At 70.6% G+C, this 19,979-nt stretch carries 17 protein-coding genes; 11 read left to right on the top strand and 6 right to left on the bottom strand.

Annotated features, from left to right (window positions below; all coding sequences use genetic code 11):
• Positions 1-3: 3 nt before the first annotated feature.
• A complete protein-coding gene (gene adhP, locus E3O32_RS00855) occupies positions 4-1,014 on the bottom strand; it encodes an alcohol dehydrogenase AdhP (protein ID WP_134506125.1) in 1,011 nt (336 codons plus the stop codon).
• 315 nt (positions 1,015-1,329) lie between these two features.
• On the opposite strand from adhP, the gene E3O32_RS00850 reads away from it, so the two are divergent.
• Positions 1,330-2,520 carry a CaiB/BaiF CoA transferase family protein gene (locus tag E3O32_RS00850; protein ID WP_241974434.1) on the top strand — a complete coding sequence of 397 codons (1,191 nt, stop codon included), beginning with the start codon at positions 1,330-1,332 and terminating at the stop codon, positions 2,518-2,520.
• A 3-nt stretch (positions 2,521-2,523) separates the two neighbouring features.
• Here E3O32_RS00850 and E3O32_RS00845 read toward each other — a convergent pair whose 3' ends face one another.
• Entirely contained in the window at positions 2,524-4,068 is a 1,545-nt protein-coding gene (locus E3O32_RS00845) for a PucR family transcriptional regulator (RefSeq protein ID WP_134506062.1), read from the bottom strand.
• A 126-nt stretch (positions 4,069-4,194) separates the two neighbouring features.
• Here E3O32_RS00845 and E3O32_RS00840 point away from each other — a divergent pair, with 126 nt between their 5' ends.
• From E3O32_RS00840 to E3O32_RS00825, 4 genes are all read left to right on the top strand, one after another.
• Positions 4,195-5,565: an aminotransferase class III-fold pyridoxal phosphate-dependent enzyme gene (locus tag E3O32_RS00840; protein WP_134506060.1), complete on the top strand. Its 1,371-nt coding sequence runs from the start codon at positions 4,195-4,197 to the stop codon at positions 5,563-5,565.
• Complete coding sequence (locus tag E3O32_RS00835; RefSeq protein ID WP_198417504.1) at positions 5,562-7,130, top strand: aldehyde dehydrogenase family protein; 1,569 nt, start codon at positions 5,562-5,564, stop codon at positions 7,128-7,130. The genes E3O32_RS00840 and E3O32_RS00835 overlap by 4 nt, the downstream gene beginning before the upstream one ends.
• Before the next feature lie 78 nt (positions 7,131-7,208).
• Positions 7,209-8,438 carry an acyl-CoA dehydrogenase family protein gene (locus tag E3O32_RS00830; protein ID WP_134506058.1) on the top strand — a complete coding sequence of 410 codons (1,230 nt, stop codon included), beginning with the start codon at positions 7,209-7,211 and terminating at the stop codon, positions 8,436-8,438.
• A 58-nt stretch (positions 8,439-8,496) separates the two neighbouring features.
• Positions 8,497-9,882: an MFS transporter gene (locus tag E3O32_RS00825; protein WP_198413029.1), complete on the top strand. Its 1,386-nt coding sequence runs from the start codon at positions 8,497-8,499 to the stop codon at positions 9,880-9,882.
• A 126-nt stretch (positions 9,883-10,008) separates the two neighbouring features.
• Here the strand turns inward: E3O32_RS00825 and E3O32_RS00820 are convergent, their stop codons facing one another.
• On the bottom strand, positions 10,009-10,713 hold the full coding sequence (locus E3O32_RS00820) for a response regulator (protein ID WP_134506056.1): 705 nt from the start codon (positions 10,711-10,713) through the stop codon (positions 10,009-10,011).
• Positions 10,706-12,547, bottom strand: coding sequence for a sensor histidine kinase (locus tag E3O32_RS00815; protein WP_241974428.1), 1,842 nt, complete (start codon positions 12,545-12,547; stop codon positions 10,706-10,708). Before E3O32_RS00815 ends, E3O32_RS00820 begins: the two co-directional genes overlap by 8 nt.
• A gap of 223 nt (positions 12,548-12,770) precedes the next feature.
• Between E3O32_RS00815 and E3O32_RS00810 the strand changes: the two genes are divergently transcribed.
• The 4 genes from E3O32_RS00810 to E3O32_RS00795 all read left to right on the top strand — a co-directional run bounded on the left by E3O32_RS00810 (position 12,771) and on the right by E3O32_RS00795 (position 16,924).
• Complete coding sequence (locus tag E3O32_RS00810) at positions 12,771-13,766, top strand: Bug family tripartite tricarboxylate transporter substrate binding protein (RefSeq protein WP_134506054.1); 996 nt, start codon at positions 12,771-12,773, stop codon at positions 13,764-13,766.
• Complete coding sequence (locus tag E3O32_RS00805) at positions 13,763-14,266, top strand: tripartite tricarboxylate transporter TctB family protein (protein WP_134506052.1); 504 nt, start codon at positions 13,763-13,765, stop codon at positions 14,264-14,266. The genes E3O32_RS00810 and E3O32_RS00805 overlap by 4 nt, the downstream gene beginning before the upstream one ends.
• Complete coding sequence (locus E3O32_RS00800) at positions 14,266-15,825, top strand: tripartite tricarboxylate transporter permease (protein ID WP_134506050.1); 1,560 nt, start codon at positions 14,266-14,268, stop codon at positions 15,823-15,825. Before E3O32_RS00805 ends, E3O32_RS00800 begins: the two co-directional genes overlap by 1 nt.
• A gap of 232 nt (positions 15,826-16,057) precedes the next feature.
• The gene (locus tag E3O32_RS00795; protein WP_134506049.1) at positions 16,058-16,924 is read left to right on the top strand and encodes an SDR family oxidoreductase; all 867 of its coding nucleotides are present in this window, start codon (positions 16,058-16,060) and stop codon (positions 16,922-16,924) included.
• A gap of 34 nt (positions 16,925-16,958) precedes the next feature.
• On the opposite strand, the gene E3O32_RS00790 is transcribed toward E3O32_RS00795, so the two are convergent.
• Together E3O32_RS00790 and E3O32_RS00785 are read right to left on the bottom strand one after the other, a co-directional pair.
• Positions 16,959-17,525 carry a PepSY domain-containing protein gene (locus E3O32_RS00790; protein ID WP_134506047.1) on the bottom strand — a complete coding sequence of 189 codons (567 nt, stop codon included), beginning with the start codon at positions 17,523-17,525 and terminating at the stop codon, positions 16,959-16,961.
• Positions 17,526-17,615: 90 nt separating this feature from the next.
• Positions 17,616-18,506, bottom strand: a complete 891-nt coding sequence (locus E3O32_RS00785) for an SDR family NAD(P)-dependent oxidoreductase (protein WP_134506045.1) — start codon at positions 18,504-18,506, stop codon at positions 17,616-17,618.
• 177 nt (positions 18,507-18,683) lie between these two features.
• On the opposite strand from E3O32_RS00785, the gene E3O32_RS00780 reads away from it, so the two are divergent.
• Both E3O32_RS00780 and E3O32_RS00775 read left to right on the top strand, forming a co-directional pair.
• Positions 18,684-19,484 (top strand): nuclease-related domain-containing protein, encoded by an 801-nt coding sequence (locus E3O32_RS00780; protein WP_166790739.1) that lies wholly within the window; start codon positions 18,684-18,686, stop codon positions 19,482-19,484.
• Positions 19,485-19,676: 192 nt separating this feature from the next.
• The coding region (locus E3O32_RS00775; protein WP_420898082.1) for a hypothetical protein at positions 19,677-19,979 on the top strand (303 nt) is incomplete at its 3' end.

The following is a 19,979-nucleotide window of genomic DNA, read 5'->3' as shown; positions in this document are numbered from 1 at the left end:
CGGCTAGTAGGTGATCACCACGCGGCCGTCGATCTTGCCGTGCTTCATCTCGTCGAAGACGTCGTTGATCTCGTCGAGGCCGCGGGTGGTCACGGTCGGGTGGATCAGGCCGCGGGTGAAGAAGTCCAGCGCCTCGGCCATGTCCTTGCGGGTGCCCACGATCGAGCCTCGGATGGTCAGCCCCTTGAGCACGATGTCGAAGATCGGCGCCGGGAAGTCGCCCGGCGGCAGCCCGTTGAAGACGATCGTCCCGCCGCGGCGCACCTCCCCGATCGCGTGCGCGAACGCCCGCGGGTGCACGGCCGTGACGAGCACGGCGTGGGCTCCGCCGGTCTCCCGCTGGATGACCTCGATCGGGTCCTCGTTCATCGCGTTCACGGTCAGTTCCGCGCCGTGCAGGCGGGCCAGGGCGAGTTTGTCGTCGGCCACGTCCACGGCGACGACCCGGAGGCCCATCGCCTTCGCGTACTGCACGGCCAGGTGGCCCAGCCCGCCGATGCCGGAGATGACGACCCATTGGCCCGGCTTGGCCTCGGTCATTTTGAGGCCCTTGTAGACGGTGACGCCCGCGCAGAGAACCGGGGCGACGGCGACGAGGTCCATGCCCTCCGGAATGCGAACGGCGAAGCGGGAGTCGACCAGCATGTACTGGCCGAACGACCCGTCCACGCTGTAGCCGCCGTTCTGCTGCTGTTCGCACAGGGTTTCCCAACCGGTCTGGCAGTATTCGCAGCTGCCGCACGCCGACCAGAGCCAGGCGTTCCCGACGACGTCGCCGACCGCGAGGTCGGTGACGCCCTCGCCGAGGGCGACGACCGTGCCGACACCTTCGTGGCCGGGGATGAACGGGGGGCTGGGCTTGACCGGCCAGTCGCCCTCGACCGCGTGCAGGTCGGTGTGGCAGACGCCGGTGCTGATGAGTTTCACGAGGGCCTGGCCGGGCTCGGGCGTGGGAATCCGGACATCCTCGATGGCCAGGTCGTGGCCGAAGGTCCTGACCACGGCGGCCTGCATGGTCGTAATGGTGCTGGTTCCCGGCGTCTCGCGGTCGGTCTCGCGGGTGGTCGTTTCAGTCAATGTCATTGCTTCACTCCCTAGTACGAACGTCATCGTCCGTGGTCCGAGGCTAGGTCGAGGTGCGTTGCGCGGGCTTGCGTGCAACGTTGCGCGCACCGTCACGGGTCCTGATGTCGCTGGTGGCGAGGCCACGCGCCGACCGGAGGGAGGGCATGTCGCACAGCCTGTGGATGATCCGTCCAATGATTCGGGTCCCCGTGCCCGCTAGATTCGGGAAGACCCACCCACGGGGACCGGTTCCCCGTGTCCTCACTGAACGGAGCAGGCGTGCAGCAGATCGACGGATCCGACCGGCCCCTCTCCCGTCCACTCGACGGCATCCTGGTCGCAGACTTCTCCCGGGTCCTGGCGGGCCCGCTCGCCACGATGACGCTGGCCGACCTGGGGGCGCGGGTGATCAAGGTGGAGCGGACGGGCAGCGGCGATGACACCCGCTCGTGGGGTCCGCCGCATTCGGCAACCGGTGCCACCTATTTCGAGGGCGTCAACCGCAACAAGGAGTCCCTGACACTCGACCTGGCGGATGCCGCCGACCTCGCCGCCGCCCGACGGCTCGCTCTCCGCGCCGACGTGCTCGTCGAAAACTTCAAACCGGGCGGGATGGACCGCCTCGGACTCGGCTACGGCGATCTGACGGAGGAGAATCCGGGGCTCATCTACGCGTCGATCACCGGTTTCGGCAGCATCGGAGGGGCCGACCTGCTCGGCTACGACTTCATGGTGCAGGCGCTGGGCGGGCTGATGAGCATCACCGGTGACACGGACAACCCGATGAAAGCGGGCGTCGCTCTGGTCGACGTGCTCACCGCGAAGGACGCGACGATCGGAATCCTGGCCGCCTTGCACGCGCGGGCGACGACCGGGCTCGGTGCGCGACTGGAGCTGAACCTGCTGTCGAGCCTGCAGGGTGCACTCGCCAACCAGGCCCAGGCCTACCTCGGCGCCGGCGTCGAGCCCCGACGGATGGGCAACGCCCACCCGTCCATCGTGCCGTATCAGCTGCTCGCCTGCGCCGATGGCCCGCTGGCGGTCGCCTGCGGGAACGACGGGCAGTTCGTCCGGCTCGCGGGGGTGCTCGGTGATCAGTGGCTGGCGTCGGATGAGCGGTTTGCGACGAACCAGGCCCGCGTCCACCACCGCGTGGAACTCGTGGACATCCTCGAGACGCGGCTCCGAGAGGCCCCGGCTCGTTCCTGGCATGAACGGCTCACCGCTGCGGGCGTCCCGGCCGGCCGGGTGTCCACCATCGCGGAGGGGATCGACCTGGCCGATTCGCTGGGACTGGAACCCACCATCGAGGTGCAGGACGCGTCGGGCGTGACCGTGGGACGCCAGATCCGGCATCCGGTCAGCTGGACGCCGCCGTTGGCTCCGCGCACGGCCGCGCCCCCGGCCCTGGGCGAGCACAGCCCTGCGATCCGCGCCTGGCTGGCTGCACCCTGATCTTCAGCCGACGGGCGACCGATCGGCGCCGCGCAGGGCCAGCCACAGGTTGGCCGCGACGTCGGGGTCGTCGAGGTCCGCGTCGATGAGAGTGCTGGCGATCGCGATTCGGTGCCTCAGCGAGTTGCGGTGCAGGTCGAGGTCGCGGGCGGTGGCCTCCCACTGGCCGCGGTGGCGCAGGTAGCTGCGCACTGTTCCCACCAGATCCGACCTGGTGTAGCCCCTGAGCGCATCGACCCAGGCTTCGGACCGAGGGTCGAGGGCGTCGACGAACGGGACGAGGTGCCCGGGCGAAGCCCGTCGGCAGGCCCGGCCGACCTCGGAGACGGCGCCGGCGAGCTTGGCCAGGAGCAGCGGCTCGCTCAACGCCGCCGCGAATCGGCCCGGATCCACGGCCGGCTTGAACGTCCTGTCCGCGGCTGCCGGCGGTTGCTCCTCCCGCGGCGCCGTTGCGGCCGGTTCGGCATTCGGCTCCTCGATCACCAGATAGCAGAGACCCTCGACGGTGCATTTCAGCCCTGATCGCCGGATGCTGCGTCGCAGTTCCGCGGAATCCTCGCCCGGTGTGAGTGCGGCGACCAGGTCGGCCAGCTCGTCGACGCTGAGCAGGTCCACCCCCTCGCCCGTGACGGCCAGCAGTCGGGCCCGCTGCGTGAGCGGGGCGAGGCCGAGTTCGGCCGCGGCGATTCGCGCGGCATCGACATGACCGTGCAACAGCAGGGCCGCCGCGGTTCCGCGCAGGATCGTGTTGGCCCGGCCGAGCTCCCAGGCCTGCTGCACCGTGACCGACAGGAGCATGCAGCCGGTCAGCATGAGTTGGCGGTCGGAGGGGCGAAGCGGCCTCCCGGCCCCGACCGCAAGGAAGCCGGCCGTACGCTGGTCCGCGATGATCGAGTACTCGACGACGTCGGTCCCCAGCAGGGGGAACGTGGCGGCCGTGTGGGTTCCGGCCAGGTTGAGCCGCGCCGTTTCTTCGCGCAGTTCCGGCAGCACCCGGCTTTCCGCCGGCGGCCAGATCGATTCCGCGGTTCCGTCTGCCGGGAGGTACACGGCCCAGCCTCCGAGTGCCTCGGCGAGTGCCTTGACGACGGATGCCGCTGCCCCCGGCCGCGTGGCCGCGCGTGCGAGCCCGGTCTGCAGACCGAGGTTCGCGGCGAATTCCGCCTGTTCCCTGGTTGCCAGGAGATCCCAGTAGGCCCGCGAGACCTGCATGAACGGCGTGCCATCCGGCACGATGAGCAGCGCCAGTTCGGCCTCCCGGCAGACCTCGACCAGTTCGGGGGGAACGGTGTCGGTGCCCGCGCCGAGTCCCAGGCCGAGCGCTGCGACTCCCTTGTCGACGAGACGGCGGACGTATCGGCGCACCTGATCGCCGCCTCCGGAGAGGGGGATCCCCGTGGTCAGCAGAAGCTCACCGCCGCCGAGGTACGGTGTCGGGTCATCCAGCTCTGAGATGTGCACTCCGGTGAGGATGCGGCCGACGGGGCGCCCTTCGGCTGCCCAGTGGAGATCGTTTCCCAGTCGTTCCTGAAGCTGCGTCAGGCTCATTGTCGCCACGTGGGGGCCCTTTCGACTCTGAAACGGGGAATACCTTGGACACTCTAGCCAAGACCCGGCAGGTTCCTGGACGCTTCGCACGATGTGGGGCGTGATGCCCTCGCCTACATTTGGGCGATGGACACAGCGACCGTTCCCCAATCCCGTCTACTCCGCACCGTGATTCCGGGGCCCCGGTCCTCGGCTTTGCACGCCGAACGGGTGCAGCAGGTCTCGAGCGGGTTCGGGATCGCCCTGCCGGTGTTCATCGACCGGGCCGAGGGCGGCATCCTGCTGGACGTCGACGGCAACCGCATCATCGACTTCGCGTCGGGCATCGCGGTCACCAGCGTCGGAGCCGCCAACCCGCTCGTGCAGGCCCGGGTCGCCGAGCAGCTGGACCGCTTCACCCACACCTGTTTCATGGTCACCGAGTACGACTCGTTCACCGCGGTCTGTGCCTGGCTGAACGCCCACACTCCCGGCGACTTCGACAAGCGCACGGCGCTGTTCTCCACCGGCGCCGAGGCCGTGGAGAACGCCGTCAAGATCGCGCGGGCCGCGACGGGCCGGGCGAAGGTCCTCGTCTTCGACGACGCGTACCACGGACGGTCCCTGCTGACCATGGCCATGACCGCGAAGGACAATCCGTACAAGGTCACCTTCGGGCCCTTCCCCACCGAGATCGTGCGTGCGCCGATGGCGGCTCCGCTGCGCTGGCCGAGCGGCGCGGAGAATGCCACGACGGATGCGCTCGCCCGGGTGGAGGCGATCCTGGCCGAGCAGGGCCCCGCGACCTTCGCCGCCATGGTGATCGAGCCGATCCAGGGCGAGGGCGGGTTCATCGTGCCCGCGCCCGGATTCCTGGCCGGGCTCCGAGACCTGGCGACCCGGCACGGCATCGTCTTCGTGCTCGACGAGGTGCAGGCCGGGATGGGACGCACCGGCACGATGTTCGCCAGCGAGCACGAGGGCGTCGCCGGGGACCTCCTCGTCACGGGCAAGGCGCTCGGCGGGGGGCTGCCGCTGACCGCCGTGACCGGCCGCGCGGAGCTGATGAACGCCGTGCACACCGGTGGACTGGGCGGCACCTACGCCGGCAACCCGCTGGCCTGCGCGGCCGCGCTCGGCGTCTTCGAGGCGTTCGAGAACGGGGACCTGCTCGCCGGGGCGCTGCGGATCGAGAGGACCGCCCGCCGCATCCTGGAGCCGCTCGTGGCCGAGGATTCCCCGATCGTCGACTTCCGCGGGCGCGGCGCCATGCTCGCGATCGAATTCGCCGACCGGGAGACCCTCGAGCCGCGCCCCGAGCTCGCCACCGCGGTCGCCGCGCGCTGCCACCAGCAGGGGGTGCTCGTGCTCGTCTGCGGAACGTACGGCAACGTCATCCGTCTGCTTCCCCCGCTCGTCATCGGCCAGGATCTGCTCGAAGACGGGCTCCTCGTGCTGCGGGGAGCCGTCGAGTCCGTCTACGCCGAGCAGTCCGTCGGCGCGGCGGTGCACGCGTGAACGGGCCAGTGGCACCGGCAGCCGACCCCGGCGTTGAGCCCGGCGTCGACCCGAGCTTCGACCCGCGCACGGGGGAGCAGCACGGCAGCGTCCCGCACACCGCGCCCGAGCAGGTCGCCGAGATCCTGCGGCGGGCGCTGGGCGCGGCTCCCCGCATCGCCGGCACCAGCCCCGCGACCCGGGAGGCCTGGCTCGCCGCGGTCGCGGACGCCCTCAGGGCCCACGAGGACGAACTGGTGCAGCTCGCCGGCGAGGAGACCGGCCTCGGCGCGGACCGGTTGCGCGGCGAACTCGCCAAGTGCGCCGCCAGCACCGTCTTCTACGGCGCGGTCGCGGCCGAGGGCAGCTACCTGGGCGCCGGCACCGAGGGCATCGGCGGCGATTCCACCCTGTCCCGGTGGAACATCCCGGTCGGCCCGGTCGCGGTGTTCGGAGCCAGCAACTTCCCGTTCGGGTTCGGAGTGATCGGCCACGACGTGGCTTCGGCGCTCGGCGCCGGCTGCCCCGTCGTCGTCAAGGCACACCCGGCCCACCCTCGTCTCAGCGTGCGGCTGGCGGAGCTGGTCGCCGACGCCCTCGACCGGGCCGGGGCCCCCGTGGGCAGTTACGCCCTCGTCGTCGGCTTCGACGCGGGACTCCAGCTCGTCGACGCCGCGGAGATCACCGCGGTTGCGTTCACCGGCAGCCAGGGCGGCGGGATGGCGCTTGTGGAACGCGCCGCCGCGCGCGGCGTGCCGGTCTTCGCCGAGATGGGCACCGTGAACCCGGTCTTCGTCACGACGGATGCCGCGGCCGACAGCGCGGGGATCGCGGCCGGCTTCGTCGGCTCCTTCACCCTCGGGGCAGGCCAGTTCTGCACCAAGCCCGGGCTGCTCTTCGCGCCCGCCGGCGCCGGCCTCTTCGACGCCGTGCGGGCGCAGCTCGGGCAGGTACCCCGGGCCCCGTTGCTGACGGCCGGGATCGCGCGCGGCTACCGGGCGGGCCTGGCCGGCCTCGCCAGGGCTGCCGAGGCCACCGGCGCTGAGGTCACCGGCGCCGAGGCCAGCGCCGCCGCCACGGACATCCCGGTCGAGCCGACCGACGGTTACGCGGTCGACCCGCGGGCTCTGCTGGTGCGGCTGGAGGACCTCCACCCCGGCTCGCGCCTGCTGGAGGAGTGCTTCGGCCCGGTCGCGCTCATCTGCGAATACGCGGACGCCGCCGGGGCGCTCGACGCCCTCGTCCGGCTGCAGCCGAGCCTGGTCGCCTCAGTCTTCACCGGCGGTCCCGGCGACCCGGAATCGGTGGAGGTCGTCGCCCGGTTGCTCGGCCAGGTCGGCCGGGTCGCGCTGAACGCGTGGCCGACCGGAGTGGCCACCAGCTGGTCCATGCAGCACGGCGGGCCGTGGCCGGCCACCTCCCGGTCCGACGCGACCAGCGTCGGCGCGGGCGCGCTGGACCGATTCGTGCGGCCGGTCGCGGTGCAGAATGCCGATTCGGCGCACCTGCCGGCGGCCCTTCACCCCGACAACCCCTGGCGCATTCCCCGGCGCATCGACGGCCGCCTGACGCTGCCCACAGCCTGACTGCGCACGCACCAGACACCGCACGCACCAGACACCGCGCACCCTGACTTCCGGCACCACCCGACGAAAGCGAATCCCATGACTGATCTCTCGACCCATCTCGAACCCACACTGTCCGACTCTCCCGCCGGCATCGTCGCCGCGCCCCCGATCGACACCTCGGACCTGATCGACATCGACTCCCTGCTCACCGCCGAGGAGGTGGCCCTGCGCGCTTCGGTGCGTGCCTTCGTCGATTCGACCATCCGGCCGAATATCGCCGGCTGGTACGAGAACGCGGTCTTCCCCCTGGAGATCGTGCCCGAGATGGCCAGGCTGGGCCTGCTCGGAATGCACCTGAAGGGCTACGGCTGCCCCGGCCGCAGCGCCGTCGAGTACGGGCTGGCCGCGCTGGAACTCGAGGCCGGGGACTCGGGCCTGCGCACCTTCGTGAGCGTGCAGGGATCCCTCGCCATGAGCGCGATCCACAAGCACGGCTCGGAGGAGCAGAAGAACGAATGGCTGCCGGGAATGGCAGCCGGCGAATACATCGGATGCTTCGGGCTGACCGAACCGAACTCGGGCTCAGACCCCAGCAGCATGACCACCTTCGCCCGCCGTGACGGCGACGACTGGGTGATCACCGGCACGAAGCGCTGGATCGGGCTGGCCGCCGTCGCCCAGGTGGCCGTGATCTGGGCGATGACCGACGACGGGGTGCGCGGATTCGTCGTGCCGACCGAGACGGCCGGGTTCACGGCCACCGTGATCGGCCCGAAACTCTCCATGCGCGCCTCCATCCAGTGCGAGATCGACCTGGACAACGTGCGCCTGCCCGCCTCGGCGGTGCTGCCGAAGGCCAGGGGGCTGAGCGGCCCGTTCGCCTGCCTGAACGAGGCGCGCTACGGCATCATCTGGGGTGTCATGGGTGCGGCGCGAGACAGCTACCTCACCGCCCTGGCCTACGCCGGCGAGCGGATGCAGTTCGACAAGCCACTGGCCGGCTACCAGCTGACCCAGCAGAAGCTCGTCGACATGGCCCTGGAGATCAACAAGGGAACCCTGCTCGCCCTGCACCTCGGCCGGCTCAAGGACGCCGGAACGCTGAAGCCGCACCAGATCTCGATCGGCAAACTGGGCAACACGCGTGAGGCGATCACGATCTGCCGCGAGGCCCGCACGGTGCTCGGCGGCAACGGCATCACTTTGGATTACTCCCCGTTGCGCCACTCGAACAACCTCGAGAGCGTGCGCACCTATGAGGGCACCGACGAGGTGCACACGCTCGTCATCGGCAACCACATCACCGGAATCCCGGCCTTCCGCTGAGCTTCCGTCCCCGGTTCCCCCCGCATTGAACACCCCACTCATCATCAAAGGAGATCGAATGAGTTCGCTAGCCATCATGGACGAGGCCCCCACCTCGAAGTTCCACCGGAAGCTTCTGATCGCGTGTTGCGGGGGACCGTTCCTCGACGGGTACATCCTCAGCCTGATCGGAGTCGCCCTCGTCGGATTCGTCGCGGATTTCCCGGTGAGCCCCGTGCAAGTCGGCCTGATCGGGGCGGCATCACTGATCGGCATGTTCTTCGGGGCCATCGTCTTCGGCACCCTCACCGACCGCATCGGCCGCGAGAAGATGTACGCCGTCGACCTGATGGTTCTCGTGGGAGCCTGCTTCCTCACCGCGTTCGTGCAGGGTCCGTGGCAACTCATCGTCCTGCGATTCATCATCGGCCTGGCCATCGGCGCGGACTATCCGATCGCCACGTCGCTGCTCACCGAGTTCACACCCGTGAAGAAGCGCGGCTACATGATCGGCCTCTCCGCCCTCGCCTGGGGGCTCGGTGCGATGACCGCCTTCCTGGTCGGCTGGGTGATGGTCACCGCGTCCGGCGGCTACGGGCTGTGGCGGTGGATGCTGCTCAGCGGCGCAATCCTCGGTGTCATCGTGGTGGTCATTCGTCGCGGCATCCCCGAATCGCCGCGCTGGCTCATCCAGAAGGGCCGGATCAGTGAGGCCCACGACGTGATCGAACAGGTCTACGGCCACCGGGACGTGTCCCTCAGCACGGTCAACACCGAGGACAAGACCCTGCCCACCCTCGAGGCTCTCCGCCTGGTCCTGAGCCGGAAGTACCGCAAACGCGTGATCATGTGCGGCGTGCTGTATTTCGCCCAGATCACCCCGCAGTACGCGATCTACATCTTCGGCCCGATGATCCTCCTGTCCTTCGGCCTGGAGGGAGGCAGCCTCGACATCATCGGGACGGCCGTGATCAGCCTCCTCTTCGTCATCGGCAATGCGGCGGCCCTGAAGCCGGTCGAAACCCTCGGCCGGCGCCCGATGACGGTCATTCCCTTCGCCCTCATGGCGGTGCCGCTGCTGGCGCTCTGGCTGCTTCCGCACGGGCCCGTGTGGTTCGTCATCCTGGCGTTCTGCTTCTACGCGTTCGTCTCCGGCGGTCCCAGCCTGATGGAGTGGATCTACCCGAACGAGCTCTTCCCGACCGAGATCCGTGCGACCGCCGTCGGCATCGTCGTCGCCATCAGCCGGATCGGCGCGGCCACGGGCACATTCCTGATGCCGATCGGCCTAGACCACCTGGGCGTCAGCGGGGTGATGCTGATCGGGGCGATCCTCACCGTGATCGGCTTCGTCGTCACCTACGCGTGGGCGGTCGAAACGAAGGGGCGTTCGCTGGAGGACACCTCGTCGATCGCGATCATCACGCCCGAACAGCTGCGGGACGCCAGGGTGGCGGCCAGGTAGGGCCGCGGACGCGCGGCGCCACCCGAGGTGAACTCACCCGGTCGGCGCCGCTGCTGCGTCTGCTCACGGGGTGAACTCACCCGGTCGGCGCCGTTGCTGCGTCTGCTCACGCTACCGCGCGCACGCTCAGCCGCCACCATCGATGCCGGCCCGCTCCGGCCCGCCCCAGGCGTACCGGCGCTGGGGACGGCCCGTCCGTCCGTAGCGCAGGGTGACGGATGCCTGCCCGCCGAGCACGAAATGCTCCAGGTACTTGCGGGCCACCACCCGGGAGAGCCCGAGCACCTCCGCGCATTCGGAGGCGGCGATGTCGGGCACGCTCGCCACCAGGGTGCGTTCGACCAGCGCGGCGGTCTCCCTGCTGAGCCCCTTCGGCAGCGGGACCAGGGCGTGCATCGACCCGGTCGCCCCGAGCGCCTGGTCGAGGTCGCCCTGGCTGAGATCGCCGGACCGGCCGAGCACCCGCCAGCGCGTCGCGTAGGCGTTCAACCTCGCCTGCAGTTCCGAGATCTTGAACGGCTTGAGCAGGTAGCTCACCACCCCGCCCTGCAGGGCCGCGCCGATCGTCTCCGATTCCCTGGCGGCGCTCAGCACGAGGAAATCGACGTCCTGGCCACCCTCCCTGGCGCGACGGATCACCTCGAGCCCGGTCATGTCGGGCAGGTGGATGTCGAGCAGCACCAGCCGGGGACGCAACGCCGTGATCAGCGCGAGCGCCTCCGCTCCCGAGTGCGCCACCCCCACCACGCGGAAACCGGGCAGCTGCGCCACGACCCGTTCATGCGCCCGGGCGACCATGAAATCGTCGTCGACGACGAGCACATCACACATGGGTGGCCGCCCGATCGGGGCGGGCCTGGCCCGGCAGGGCTGCCGGTCCCGCGGATGCGGCCGGTTCCGCCGTGAGCGGCAGCACCGCTTCGAAGACGGTCCCGTTCACGTTCTCGTAATCGACTCGGCCGCCGCGTCGCCCGGCGACCAGCCGCACGATCGCCAGCCCGTAGCCATGGTCGGCGCCGTTCTGGGCCGGCGACTTCGACGTCACTCCGACGTCGAACACGCGGCCCTGCAGGGCGCTCTCCACGCCGGGTCCGCTGTCGTGAACCCGCACCCGCACCGCGGCCGGCCCGGGGGCATCCGCTCGGCCAGGCGCATCCGCCGGGCACAGCGCATCCGCCGGGCACAGCGCATCCGCCGGGCACAGCGCCCCGGTCAGCCGGATGTCCACCGTCACCGTGCGGGTGCGGGCCCCGGTCACCGCGTCGAGCGCGTTGTCCACGAGGTTGCCGATCACGGTCACCAGGTCGGTCGACAGCCCGGCGTCCACCCGCGGCAGCCTGGCCGCGGGGGAGAGGGTGAGGTCGGCTCCGCGCTCGCGGGCGAGCGACGTCTTGGCGATCAGGACCGCGGCGACCGCGGGCTCCTCGATCCGGGCCAGCACGTCCCGGTCGAGTTCGGTGCGGTCGCGGGTCACCGCGTCGATGTAGTCGACGGCGGCGTCGCTGTCGCCGAGCTGCATCAGCATCGAGATCGTGTGCAACCGGTTCGCGAACTCGTGGGTCTGGGCGCGCAGAGTGTCGGTGGCCTGTTGGCTGCTGCCCAGGTCGCGCTGCAACGTGACCAGCTCGGTGCGGTCGCGCAGGGTGGTGACCACCTCCGGCCGGGAACGCGGCAACCGGATCGTGGTCTGGTTGAGTACCAGCAGCACCCCGTCGTTCACGAGGGCCGTGTCGCGGTCGTTCGTTGCGTGTGCGCGCAGGGCGGCCACCGCGTCCGCGCCAAGGCCGACCGCGTCGATCGAACACCCCTCGGCGTCGTCGGGGAGGCCGAGCAGGGTGCGGGCGCTGTCGTTGGCCAGCGTGATCGTGCCGTCGGCGTCGACCGCGACCACACCCTCGCGGATGCCGTGCAGCATCGCCTCCCGGTGCTCGACCAGGCGGGCGATCTGCTCGGGCTCCAGCCCGAGGGTCTGCCGTTTGACCCGGGCGGCGAGCCACCACGACCCGGCCAGGCCGAGCACTCCGGCCACCCCGAGGTAGGTGAGCAGGTTCGGTGCGGCGGTGGCCAGCAGCCCTGCGAAGGCCGGAACCTGGCGCCCGGCCACGATCATCCCCACCAGCCGGCCGGCGTTGTCGAGCACCGGCACCCGGGCGACGACGTGGCTGACCGTGCCGAGCGGCGCGACACCGGACCACGACCCGTCGGAGGCGGGCCTCGGCCCCTCGAGCCGCAGGCTTCCGCCGAGCAGGCGCGGGTCGGCCGGCGAGGCGAGCACCCGGCCGATCGGATCCGTGACCAGCAGTTCGTCGACGCCGGTGGTGGTGCGCAACGTCTCGACCGGTGCGGCAAGGCGCTGCGGCCGCGACTCCACCGGGTCCGTGCCGGCGCCCGTATCGGTGCCGGCGCCCGTATCGGTGCCGGCGGAGAGGATGCTGCGCAGCAGCGGGTTGGCCGCCGCATATTCGGCGACCGCGAGCATCCGTCGCTGCTGCATGCTCTCGAAGGTCGTGCGGGTCTGCTCGAGGGAGATGGCGGTGACCGCCACGAGCACGATGGCGAGCAGGCTCAGCTGGAAGACCAGGAGTTGACGGGTCAGGCTCAGCCGGGGGCGCGGCGGCCCGGCGGCCGGTCCGCGCGCGGCGGCCCGTGCTGTCGTCGAACGCATCGGCCCTCCCGCCGGTAGTCACGGGTCGGTCGACGCTGTCCGGTCGACACTGGCCCTAAGGAATGGTCGCGCACAATGGGGGAGAAACGAAACCCGCACACAAGCTACACAACGTTCGCTAGGACCATAAGTTGTCGATGCCGGTGGAGGCATGCGCACCATGGACCCTGTCGGCGACGAGGCCGGCCATCAGAACGTAAGGAACGCAATGAGGAAACCAGCAATGACGCGGCGGCTCATCGGCACCACCATCGTGGCGACGACCCTGGTGCTCGCGCTGAGCGCGTGCGGGGTCACCGGCGGCGCGTCGACGACGGCCACCGACAGCGGCCCCTACAAGGGGCTGCAGGTCATGGTGCCCAACGCCCCCGGCTCCGGCTACGACGTCACCGGTCGCGCCGCGGTGCGGGTGATGGACGAGATCGGGGTCAGTTCCGGTACCGAGGTCACCAACCTGGCCGGGGCGGGCGGCACCGTCGGCCTGGCCCGCACCCTCACCGAGAAGGGCAACGCGAACTTCCTGCTCGTGATGGGCCTCGGCGTCGTCGGCGCCGCCTACACGAACGAGGGCGACGCGAAGGTCGCCGATGCCACCCCGATCGCCCGCCTGATCGAGGAAGCCGGCGCGATTTTCGTGCCGGCGAACTCGCCGTACCAGACCCTCGGCGACCTGGTCACGGCGTGGAAGGCGAACCCCGCGAACTTCGCGGTCGGCGGGGGCTCGTCGCCGGGCGGCCCCGACCACCTGCTGCCGATGCAGCTGGCGGATGCCGTCGGCATCGACCCGGGCGCCGTCAACTACATCGCCTACGACGGCGGCGGCGAGATGCTGCCGGCCATCCTCGGCGGCAAGCTCCAGTTCGCGGCCTCCGGCTACGGCGAGTTCCTCGAGCAGATCAAGTCCGGCGAACTCCGCGTGCTCGCAGTCACCAGCGAGGAGCGAGTCCCCGTCGTCGACGCCCCCACCCTCACCGAGGAGGGCGTCGACCTGGTCTTCACCAACTGGCGCGGGCTGCTCGCCGCACCGGGCATCACGTCGGCCGAGCGGGCCAGGCTCGTCGGTGCCGTCACCGCGATGCACGACAGCAAGGAATGGGCGAAGGTCGTCAAGGACAACGGCTGGACGGATTCCTTCAGCACCGGCACGGCGTTCTCCTCCTTCCTCACCGACCAGGACAAGCGCGTCGCCACGACGCTGAAGAGCCTGGGACTGGTGTGACCGCGCCGCACACCCTGATGCGCGGCCGCTCCGAGCTGGGTGTCGCAGCCCTGCTCGGAGTGCTCGCCGTCGTCGTCGCGGTGGACGCGGCGGGCATCCGGCACACCGCCGTCAACGCGGGCGTGATGGGGCCGCAGGTCGTGCCCACCGTGATCGCGGCGGGCCTCGGCGCCTGCGCGCTCGCGCTCACCGTCAACGTGCTCCGCGGCGGCCACGGCCACCCGGAGGAGGGCGAGGACATCGACCTCACCACCGGGGCGCACTGGCCCACCCTGCTCGGCCTGGCCGGGCTGATCCTGGCCGCCGCCCTGACGATGGATGCCCTCGGCTTCGTCATCACGAGTGGCCTCCTCTTCTACGGGTCGACACTCCTGCTCGGCTCCCGGCACTACGTCTGGGGCCTGCTCATCGGGGCGGGCCTCGCCGTGGCTACCTTCTACGGCTTCGTGCTCGGTCTCGGCATCCCCCTGCCGGCCGGCCTGTTGACGGGAATTCTCTGATGGACAACGTCACCCTGCTGATGGAGGGGTTCGCGAACGCGCTCACCCTCCAGAACCTGCTGTTCGCCCTGATCGGGGTGCTCCTGGGCACCGCCGTCGGCGTGCTGCCCGGGATCGGCCCCGCGATGACGGTGGCACTGCTGCTGCCGCTCACCTACGCGCTGGACGTGACCGGGTCCCTGATCATGTTCGCCGGCATCTACTACGGCGGCATGTACGGCGGCTCGACCACCTCGATCCTGCTCAACACCCCCGGCGAGTCCTCGTCAGTGGTCACCGCGCTCGAGGGCAACAAGATGGCCAAGGCCGGCCGGGGCGCCCAGGCGCTCGCGACCGCGGCGATCGGCTCGTTCGTGGCCGGCACCATCGCCACGGCCGCCCTCGTCTTCGTCGCCCCGTTCATCGTGTCGATCGCGATCAGCCTCGGCGCCCCGTCGTACTTCGCGATGATGGTGTTCGCCTTCATCGCGGTGAGCACCGTGCTCGGCACCTCCCGCATCCGCGGGCTGTCCTCCCTGTTCATCGGGCTCGCGATCGGGCTGGTCGGCATGGACGCCACCACCGGGCAGCCGCGGATGACGTTCGGCCAGCCGCTCCTGGCCGGCGGGATCGACGTGGTCGTCATCGCGGTGGCCCTGTTCGCCGTCGGTGAGGCGCTCTGGATCTCCGCGCACCTGCGGCACGGCAAGCCCGCCACCATCCCGGTCGGCGTGCCGTGGATGGGAAAGGACGACTGGAAGCGCAGCTGGAAGCCGTGGCTGCGCGGCACCGCGATCGGCTTCCCGTTCGGCGCCATTCCGGCCGGCGGGGCCGAAATCCCCACCTTCCTGTCCTACGTCGTGGAGAAGAAGCTGTCCAGGCATCCGGAGGAGTTCGGCAGGGGCGCGATCGAGGGCGTCGCCGGGCCGGAGGCCGCGAACAACGCCTCCGCCGCGGGCACGCTCGTGCCGCTGCTCACCCTCGGCCTGCCCACCACGGCGACCGCCGCGGTGATGATCGCCGCGTTCAACCAGTACGGGATCCACCCAGGTCCGCTCCTGTTCAAGACCGAACCGGTGCTGGTCTGGACCCTGATCGCGAGCCTCTTCATCGGCAACACGCTGCTGCTGGCGCTCAACCTGCCGCTGGCACCGTTCTGGGCGAAGCTGCTGCGGATCCCGCGGCCCTACCTCTACGCCGGAATCCTGTTCTTCGCGGTGCTCGGGGCCTACGCGGCCGGCTTGCAGGCGCTGAACATCGTGATCCTGCTGCTGATCGGAGCGCTGGGCTATGTTGCCCGCCGCTACGGATTCCCGGTGCTGCCGATTATCGTCGGCGCCATCCTCGGCCCGGAGATGGAACGGCAGTTGCGCCGGTCGCTGCAGATCAGCGCGGGCGACCCGACCGCGCTCGTCGGGGAGCCGCTCGCCGTGGTGATGTACTCGGCGATCGTGATCTTCCTGGTGGTGCCGCCGGTGGTGCGGCTCGTGCGCCGTCGGTGGGTGCGCCGCCCGGATGTCCCGGCGGGCGAGGAGACGAAGCCGGAGACCGCCGACACACCCGACTCGCTCGTGCACTGAATGTTCTAATAGCTAAACTAAATCCACTGGATGGAAGCGGTATCGGCGGCCTGGTCACCAGCGAGGTCAATCCCGCCGACCGCCGGGGCCGCATCATCCGTCTCACGGCCGCCGCCGCCGTGGAGGTCGACGCGTTCCAGCGGGACTCTGTCGTCGCCCTGGCGCCGAACCCGGCGCCGGCATCGACGGACCCGGGGCGCAGGCCCGCGGGCGAAGAAGAAATGAGCACCTGATGGGCAGCATCCTCGTGACCGGGGCCTCCGGAACGGTGGGGCGGGCGGTGGCCGGCGCCCTGGTCGCGGCCGGCGAGGACGTCGTATCGGCGGTGCGTGCTCAGGGGCCCGGCGGCGATGCCTCTGGCGCAGGCATCGCGCCGGGCAGTGAGGCGCGCGCGTTCGACTTCGCCGTACCGTCCGGCTGGGCGGGCGCCTTCACCGGGGTGGACCGCCTGTTCCTGCTGCGCCCCCCGGCGATCGCGAACGTCGGGGACACCCTGCTCCCGGTGATCGATGTGGCGCTGGAGCAGGGCATCCGTCAGATCGTGTTCCTCTCCCTGCAGGGCGTGCAGTTCAACACCGCCACGCCGCATCACGCCGTGGAGAAGCACCTGAGAGAGCGGAAGGCGCCCTACACGTTCCTGCGGCCGAACTTCTTCATGCAGAACCTGTCGACCGTGTACCGGGACGAGATCCGGGAGCGGAGCGAGATCTACCTGCCGGCCGCCGGCGCCCACACGGCGTTCATCGATGCCAGGGACATCGGCCGGGTCGCCGCCCGCGTGTTCACCGAACCGGGGCATTTGGGCAGGGCCTACACGCTCTCGGGCGAGCAGTCGCTGACCTACGACCAGGTCGCGAGCATCCTCTCGGAGGTGCTCGGCCGGCGCATCAGCTACGCCCGGCCGACCGCCGCGGAGTACAGCGCCCGACTCGCGGCCCGGGGTGCCTCCGCGGACTTCATCGCGGTGCAGGAGATGATCTACCGGATCGTGCGGTTGCAGGTGTCCGCACTCCCGAACCGTGCCATCCGTCGGCTCACCGGAGCGCCGGCGACGTCATTCCGGCAATTCGCGATCGACCACCAGGCGCTCTGGGGGTAACCGGCTGCCCGGAGAGCAGGGCGCGGGCGTCTGGTCAGCCGGTCGCGCCGGAGGGGCGCACGACCTCGCTGCGCTGGGTGAGCTCGATCACCTTCCTGGTGCCGTTCGTGAGGGTGACCTCCACCTCGAACGCGTGGTCGACGGCGTCGCTGCGCACGAACCGGGTGACGGTGCCGCCGCCCACCTCGGCGAGGGCGACCTGCTCGGCGCTGGTGCGCTCGACGCTGGCGTGTTCGGCGCCGTCCAGGGCGCGCGCGGGAAGTCCGGCCGCGGCGTCGCCGAGCCAGCCGGGCGCGCTCACCCAGACCACGGCGAACGACGCGTCGAGTTCGACGGTCACCTCGACCCCGTTCGCGAGCCGAATCTCCACGGCGTAGGGCGGGCCGGGGGCGGTGCGGCGGTGGGCATCCGTCACGGTGCCGGGGCCCAGCTCGGCCAGGGCGGCGTCGCTCGCGTGCGCGAGCACCGTGCCGGTGAGCCGGGTGTCGTCGGTGCCCCCCGCGGTGGCGATCCCGGCGGTCGCGAGCAGCGCGGCCGCGCCCACCACGGCAGCGACGATCCACGTTCGCTTCTGCAACCTCGTTGTCGTGATGGAACTCATGCCCCCCAGTGTGGGGGACAGACCCCGCATTCGGGTGACAGCCGCGCCGAGAAAATCTCGCTTCTCAGCCTGCGCGGTGACAGGCGCAGCTCAGCCGTGCGGTTGCCCGCGGGTCGGCGCCCACCGTTCGAGCAGCGCCCAGAACGCCCGGGCCAGCTCGGGGTCCCGCGCGTCGGCGCTCGGCTCGGTGACCCGGGCGCCGTCGAAATAGGCGCCGCCGGGCAGGGCGGGGTCGCGTTCGGCCCAGTCGGCCTCGAGGTGCGCGGCGGCGCGCGGCGTCGTCGCGAACGGCATCAGCGGCAGCACCCAGCGCAGCAGCAGGCGCATGCCGCCACGGGCCGTGGCGGATGCCGTGACCGGCACGAAGCCGGGACAGACGTCGTCGGCGTGCACCCCGTCCCCGCCGTGTCGGCGCTCCCACTCCCGGGCCAGCCACAGCTGGGCGAGTTTCGCGTTCTTGTAGGCCCGGTCGGGATGGTACTCCGCGTCGAGGAACGGGTCGTCGAACCGGAAACGCACCGGCACGCCCCGGCTGCCGGGTTCTTGCAGCGCCGACCCGATGAAGACCAGGCGGGAGGGCCTGGCCAGCGCCGGGAGGAGCAGCGTGCTCAGCAGATACGGCCCGACGGTGTGGATCTGCAGTGTCTCCTCCAGCCCGTCCGCGGTGATCCGGCGCTCCGGCGGCGGCGCGAGGGTGCCGGCATTGTGCACGACCACCTCGAATCGGCGGCCCTCGCGCAGGAGGGTGCCGGCGAGCCCGCGCACGCTGGCGAGCGAGGCAAGGTCAAGCGGCCACCACTCCACCTGCGCCCCCGGCACGAGCCGCGAATACTCGGCCCGCGCCGTCTCGCCCGCGTCGGGCCGGCGAGCCGTGAAGACCACGTGGTGGCCCCGGCGGAGCAGCTCCAGCACGAGCAGGCGACCGATGCCGCGGTTGCCGCCGGTCACCAGGATGCTCTTCGGGCGAAACGGTTCGGTCATGCCCGGAGCGTAGTACCGTCCGCCGATTCCGTGGCCGGTTCGCCGGCGTCGAAGCCGGCGGTGCGTCGCCGGTGAATCACCGGGAACACCCCCTTCGGGGGACTGCTGTCCGTCGGCCGCGAGTCGCTAGATTCGAGTCAGCAGCCGGGGAGAACGATGACGATAGACAGTTCAGCCATGCGGCAGCGCTTCCCGGCTCAATCGGTCATCGAGCAGCTGCTGCATGAGCAGGGGAGCACGCCGCCCCTGTCCTGGTATGCGCGCCTCTTCGGCGGTTCGCCGCTCGGCGTCGACGGAATGCCCCGGTACCTGGGGGCGAAGGGCGAGATCACCGTCGGAGCCCTCCTGGAGACGCTCCCGCCGGACTGGATCGTCTTCCACGCCATCCCCGTCGCCGGCCGCGGCGCCGACATCGATCATCTCGTCGTCGGCCCCGGCGGCATCTTCACCATCAGCTCCATGCACCTCAGTGGCACGACCGGCCGCCACGGTGCCGACGTCTGGGTGGGCAAGCGCACCATGCTGGTCGCCGGCCGGAAGGTTCCGCAACTGGGCGACGCCGAGTTCGTGGCCGAACGGGTCACGAACCTGGTGCGGGAGCGGATGCCGCTGCTCACGCCGGTGCAACCGGTGCTCGCGCTGGTCGGCCCGAGGCGCCTGACCATCGCGGACAAGCCCGAGCAGGTGAAGGTGATCGACTCCCGGGACCTGCGCCGTTGGCTGGTCAAGCTCCACCCCGTGCTGAGTGCCGGGGAGGTGCAGGAGGTCTCCGACCTGGTCGACAGCCCGAACACCTGGCGCCCGCTGCCGCTGGCCGAGGTCGACGACGACCTGATGGACCGCTTCACCGTGCTCGATGCGCGGGTGCGGTCGGCGGGCATCCGTCGCCTGCTCTGGGCGGTGGGCGGCCCGGCGGTCGCGATCGGCGGCAGCATCGCCGTGCTTCACGCCCTCGAAGCCACCCGGCTCGCCGGCTGAGCCGGCGCCCGCTGCCCCAGTGCCAGCCCGGTGGTCGATCCGCTCCGGTGGTCGGGCCTGCCGGGACCCGAGAATATATATGCGAATAAGTTATCCACAAGTAGTGACAAACACTCACATTTGTGTTCGTGTTTTGGTATCTTCGTGGCATGGACTCACCGGCNTGTGTTCGTGTTTTGGTATCTTCGTGGCATGGACTCACCGGCAGAGCAACTCAGACAGGCAGCGGATGCCGTCGCCCGCCTGGGCTGCTCCAGCGCCGATCTGGAAGCCCTTCCTGACACGGTCGTGTTGACCGGTCAGCGGGAGATCGCAAAGGCCCGCCGCCTGCTCGAGGTGTACGCCGCGTGGATGGCTGCGACCATCGCCGATCGGTCCCGCCCGGAGCTGGGCCATTCGGGCCTGGCCGCGCAGCAGGGGTTCCTCTCCCCGGAGGCGATGATCCAGAAGGTCACCGGCTCAAGCAAGAACGAAGCATTCAAGCTCGTCGCCGTC

The sequence above is a fragment of the Cryobacterium mannosilyticum genome (assembly GCF_004402705.1).
In the GTDB taxonomy this organism is placed as follows: domain Bacteria; phylum Actinomycetota; class Actinomycetes; order Actinomycetales; family Microbacteriaceae; genus Cryobacterium; species Cryobacterium mannosilyticum.
Note: the sequence above shows the minus strand (reverse complement) of the source record. Positions and strands in the feature narration are given on the sequence as shown.

What these genes read in the sequence shown, in the direction of transcription:
- adhP (WP_134506125.1), bottom strand. Translation starts at nt 1,014, where the DNA reads ATGCAGGCCGCCGTGGTCAGGACCTTCGGCCACGACCTGGCCATCGAG.
- E3O32_RS00845 (WP_134506062.1), bottom strand. Translation starts at nt 4,068, where the DNA reads ATGAGCCTGACGCAGCTTCAGGAACGACTGGGAAACGATCTCCACTGG.
- E3O32_RS00840 (WP_134506060.1), top strand. Translation starts at nt 4,195, where the DNA reads ATGGACACAGCGACCGTTCCCCAATCCCGTCTACTCCGCACCGTGATT.
- E3O32_RS00830 (WP_134506058.1), top strand. Translation starts at nt 7,209, where the DNA reads ATGACTGATCTCTCGACCCATCTCGAACCCACACTGTCCGACTCTCCC.
- E3O32_RS00825 (WP_198413029.1), top strand. Translation starts at nt 8,497, where the DNA reads ATGAGTTCGCTAGCCATCATGGACGAGGCCCCCACCTCGAAGTTCCAC.
- E3O32_RS00820 (WP_134506056.1), bottom strand. Translation starts at nt 10,713, where the DNA reads ATGTGTGATGTGCTCGTCGTCGACGACGATTTCATGGTCGCCCGGGCG.
- E3O32_RS00815 (WP_241974428.1), bottom strand. Translation starts at nt 12,547, where the DNA reads ATGCGTTCGACGACAGCACGGGCCGCCGCGCGCGGACCGGCCGCCGGG.
- E3O32_RS00810 (WP_134506054.1), top strand. Translation starts at nt 12,771, where the DNA reads ATGACGCGGCGGCTCATCGGCACCACCATCGTGGCGACGACCCTGGTG.
- E3O32_RS00800 (WP_134506050.1), top strand. Translation starts at nt 14,266, where the DNA reads ATGGACAACGTCACCCTGCTGATGGAGGGGTTCGCGAACGCGCTCACC.
- E3O32_RS00795 (WP_134506049.1), top strand. Translation starts at nt 16,058, where the DNA reads ATGGGCAGCATCCTCGTGACCGGGGCCTCCGGAACGGTGGGGCGGGCG.
- E3O32_RS00790 (WP_134506047.1), bottom strand. Translation starts at nt 17,525, where the DNA reads ATGAGTTCCATCACGACAACGAGGTTGCAGAAGCGAACGTGGATCGTC.
- E3O32_RS00785 (WP_134506045.1), bottom strand. Translation starts at nt 18,506, where the DNA reads ATGACCGAACCGTTTCGCCCGAAGAGCATCCTGGTGACCGGCGGCAAC.
- E3O32_RS00780 (WP_166790739.1), top strand. Translation starts at nt 18,684, where the DNA reads ATGCGGCAGCGCTTCCCGGCTCAATCGGTCATCGAGCAGCTGCTGCAT.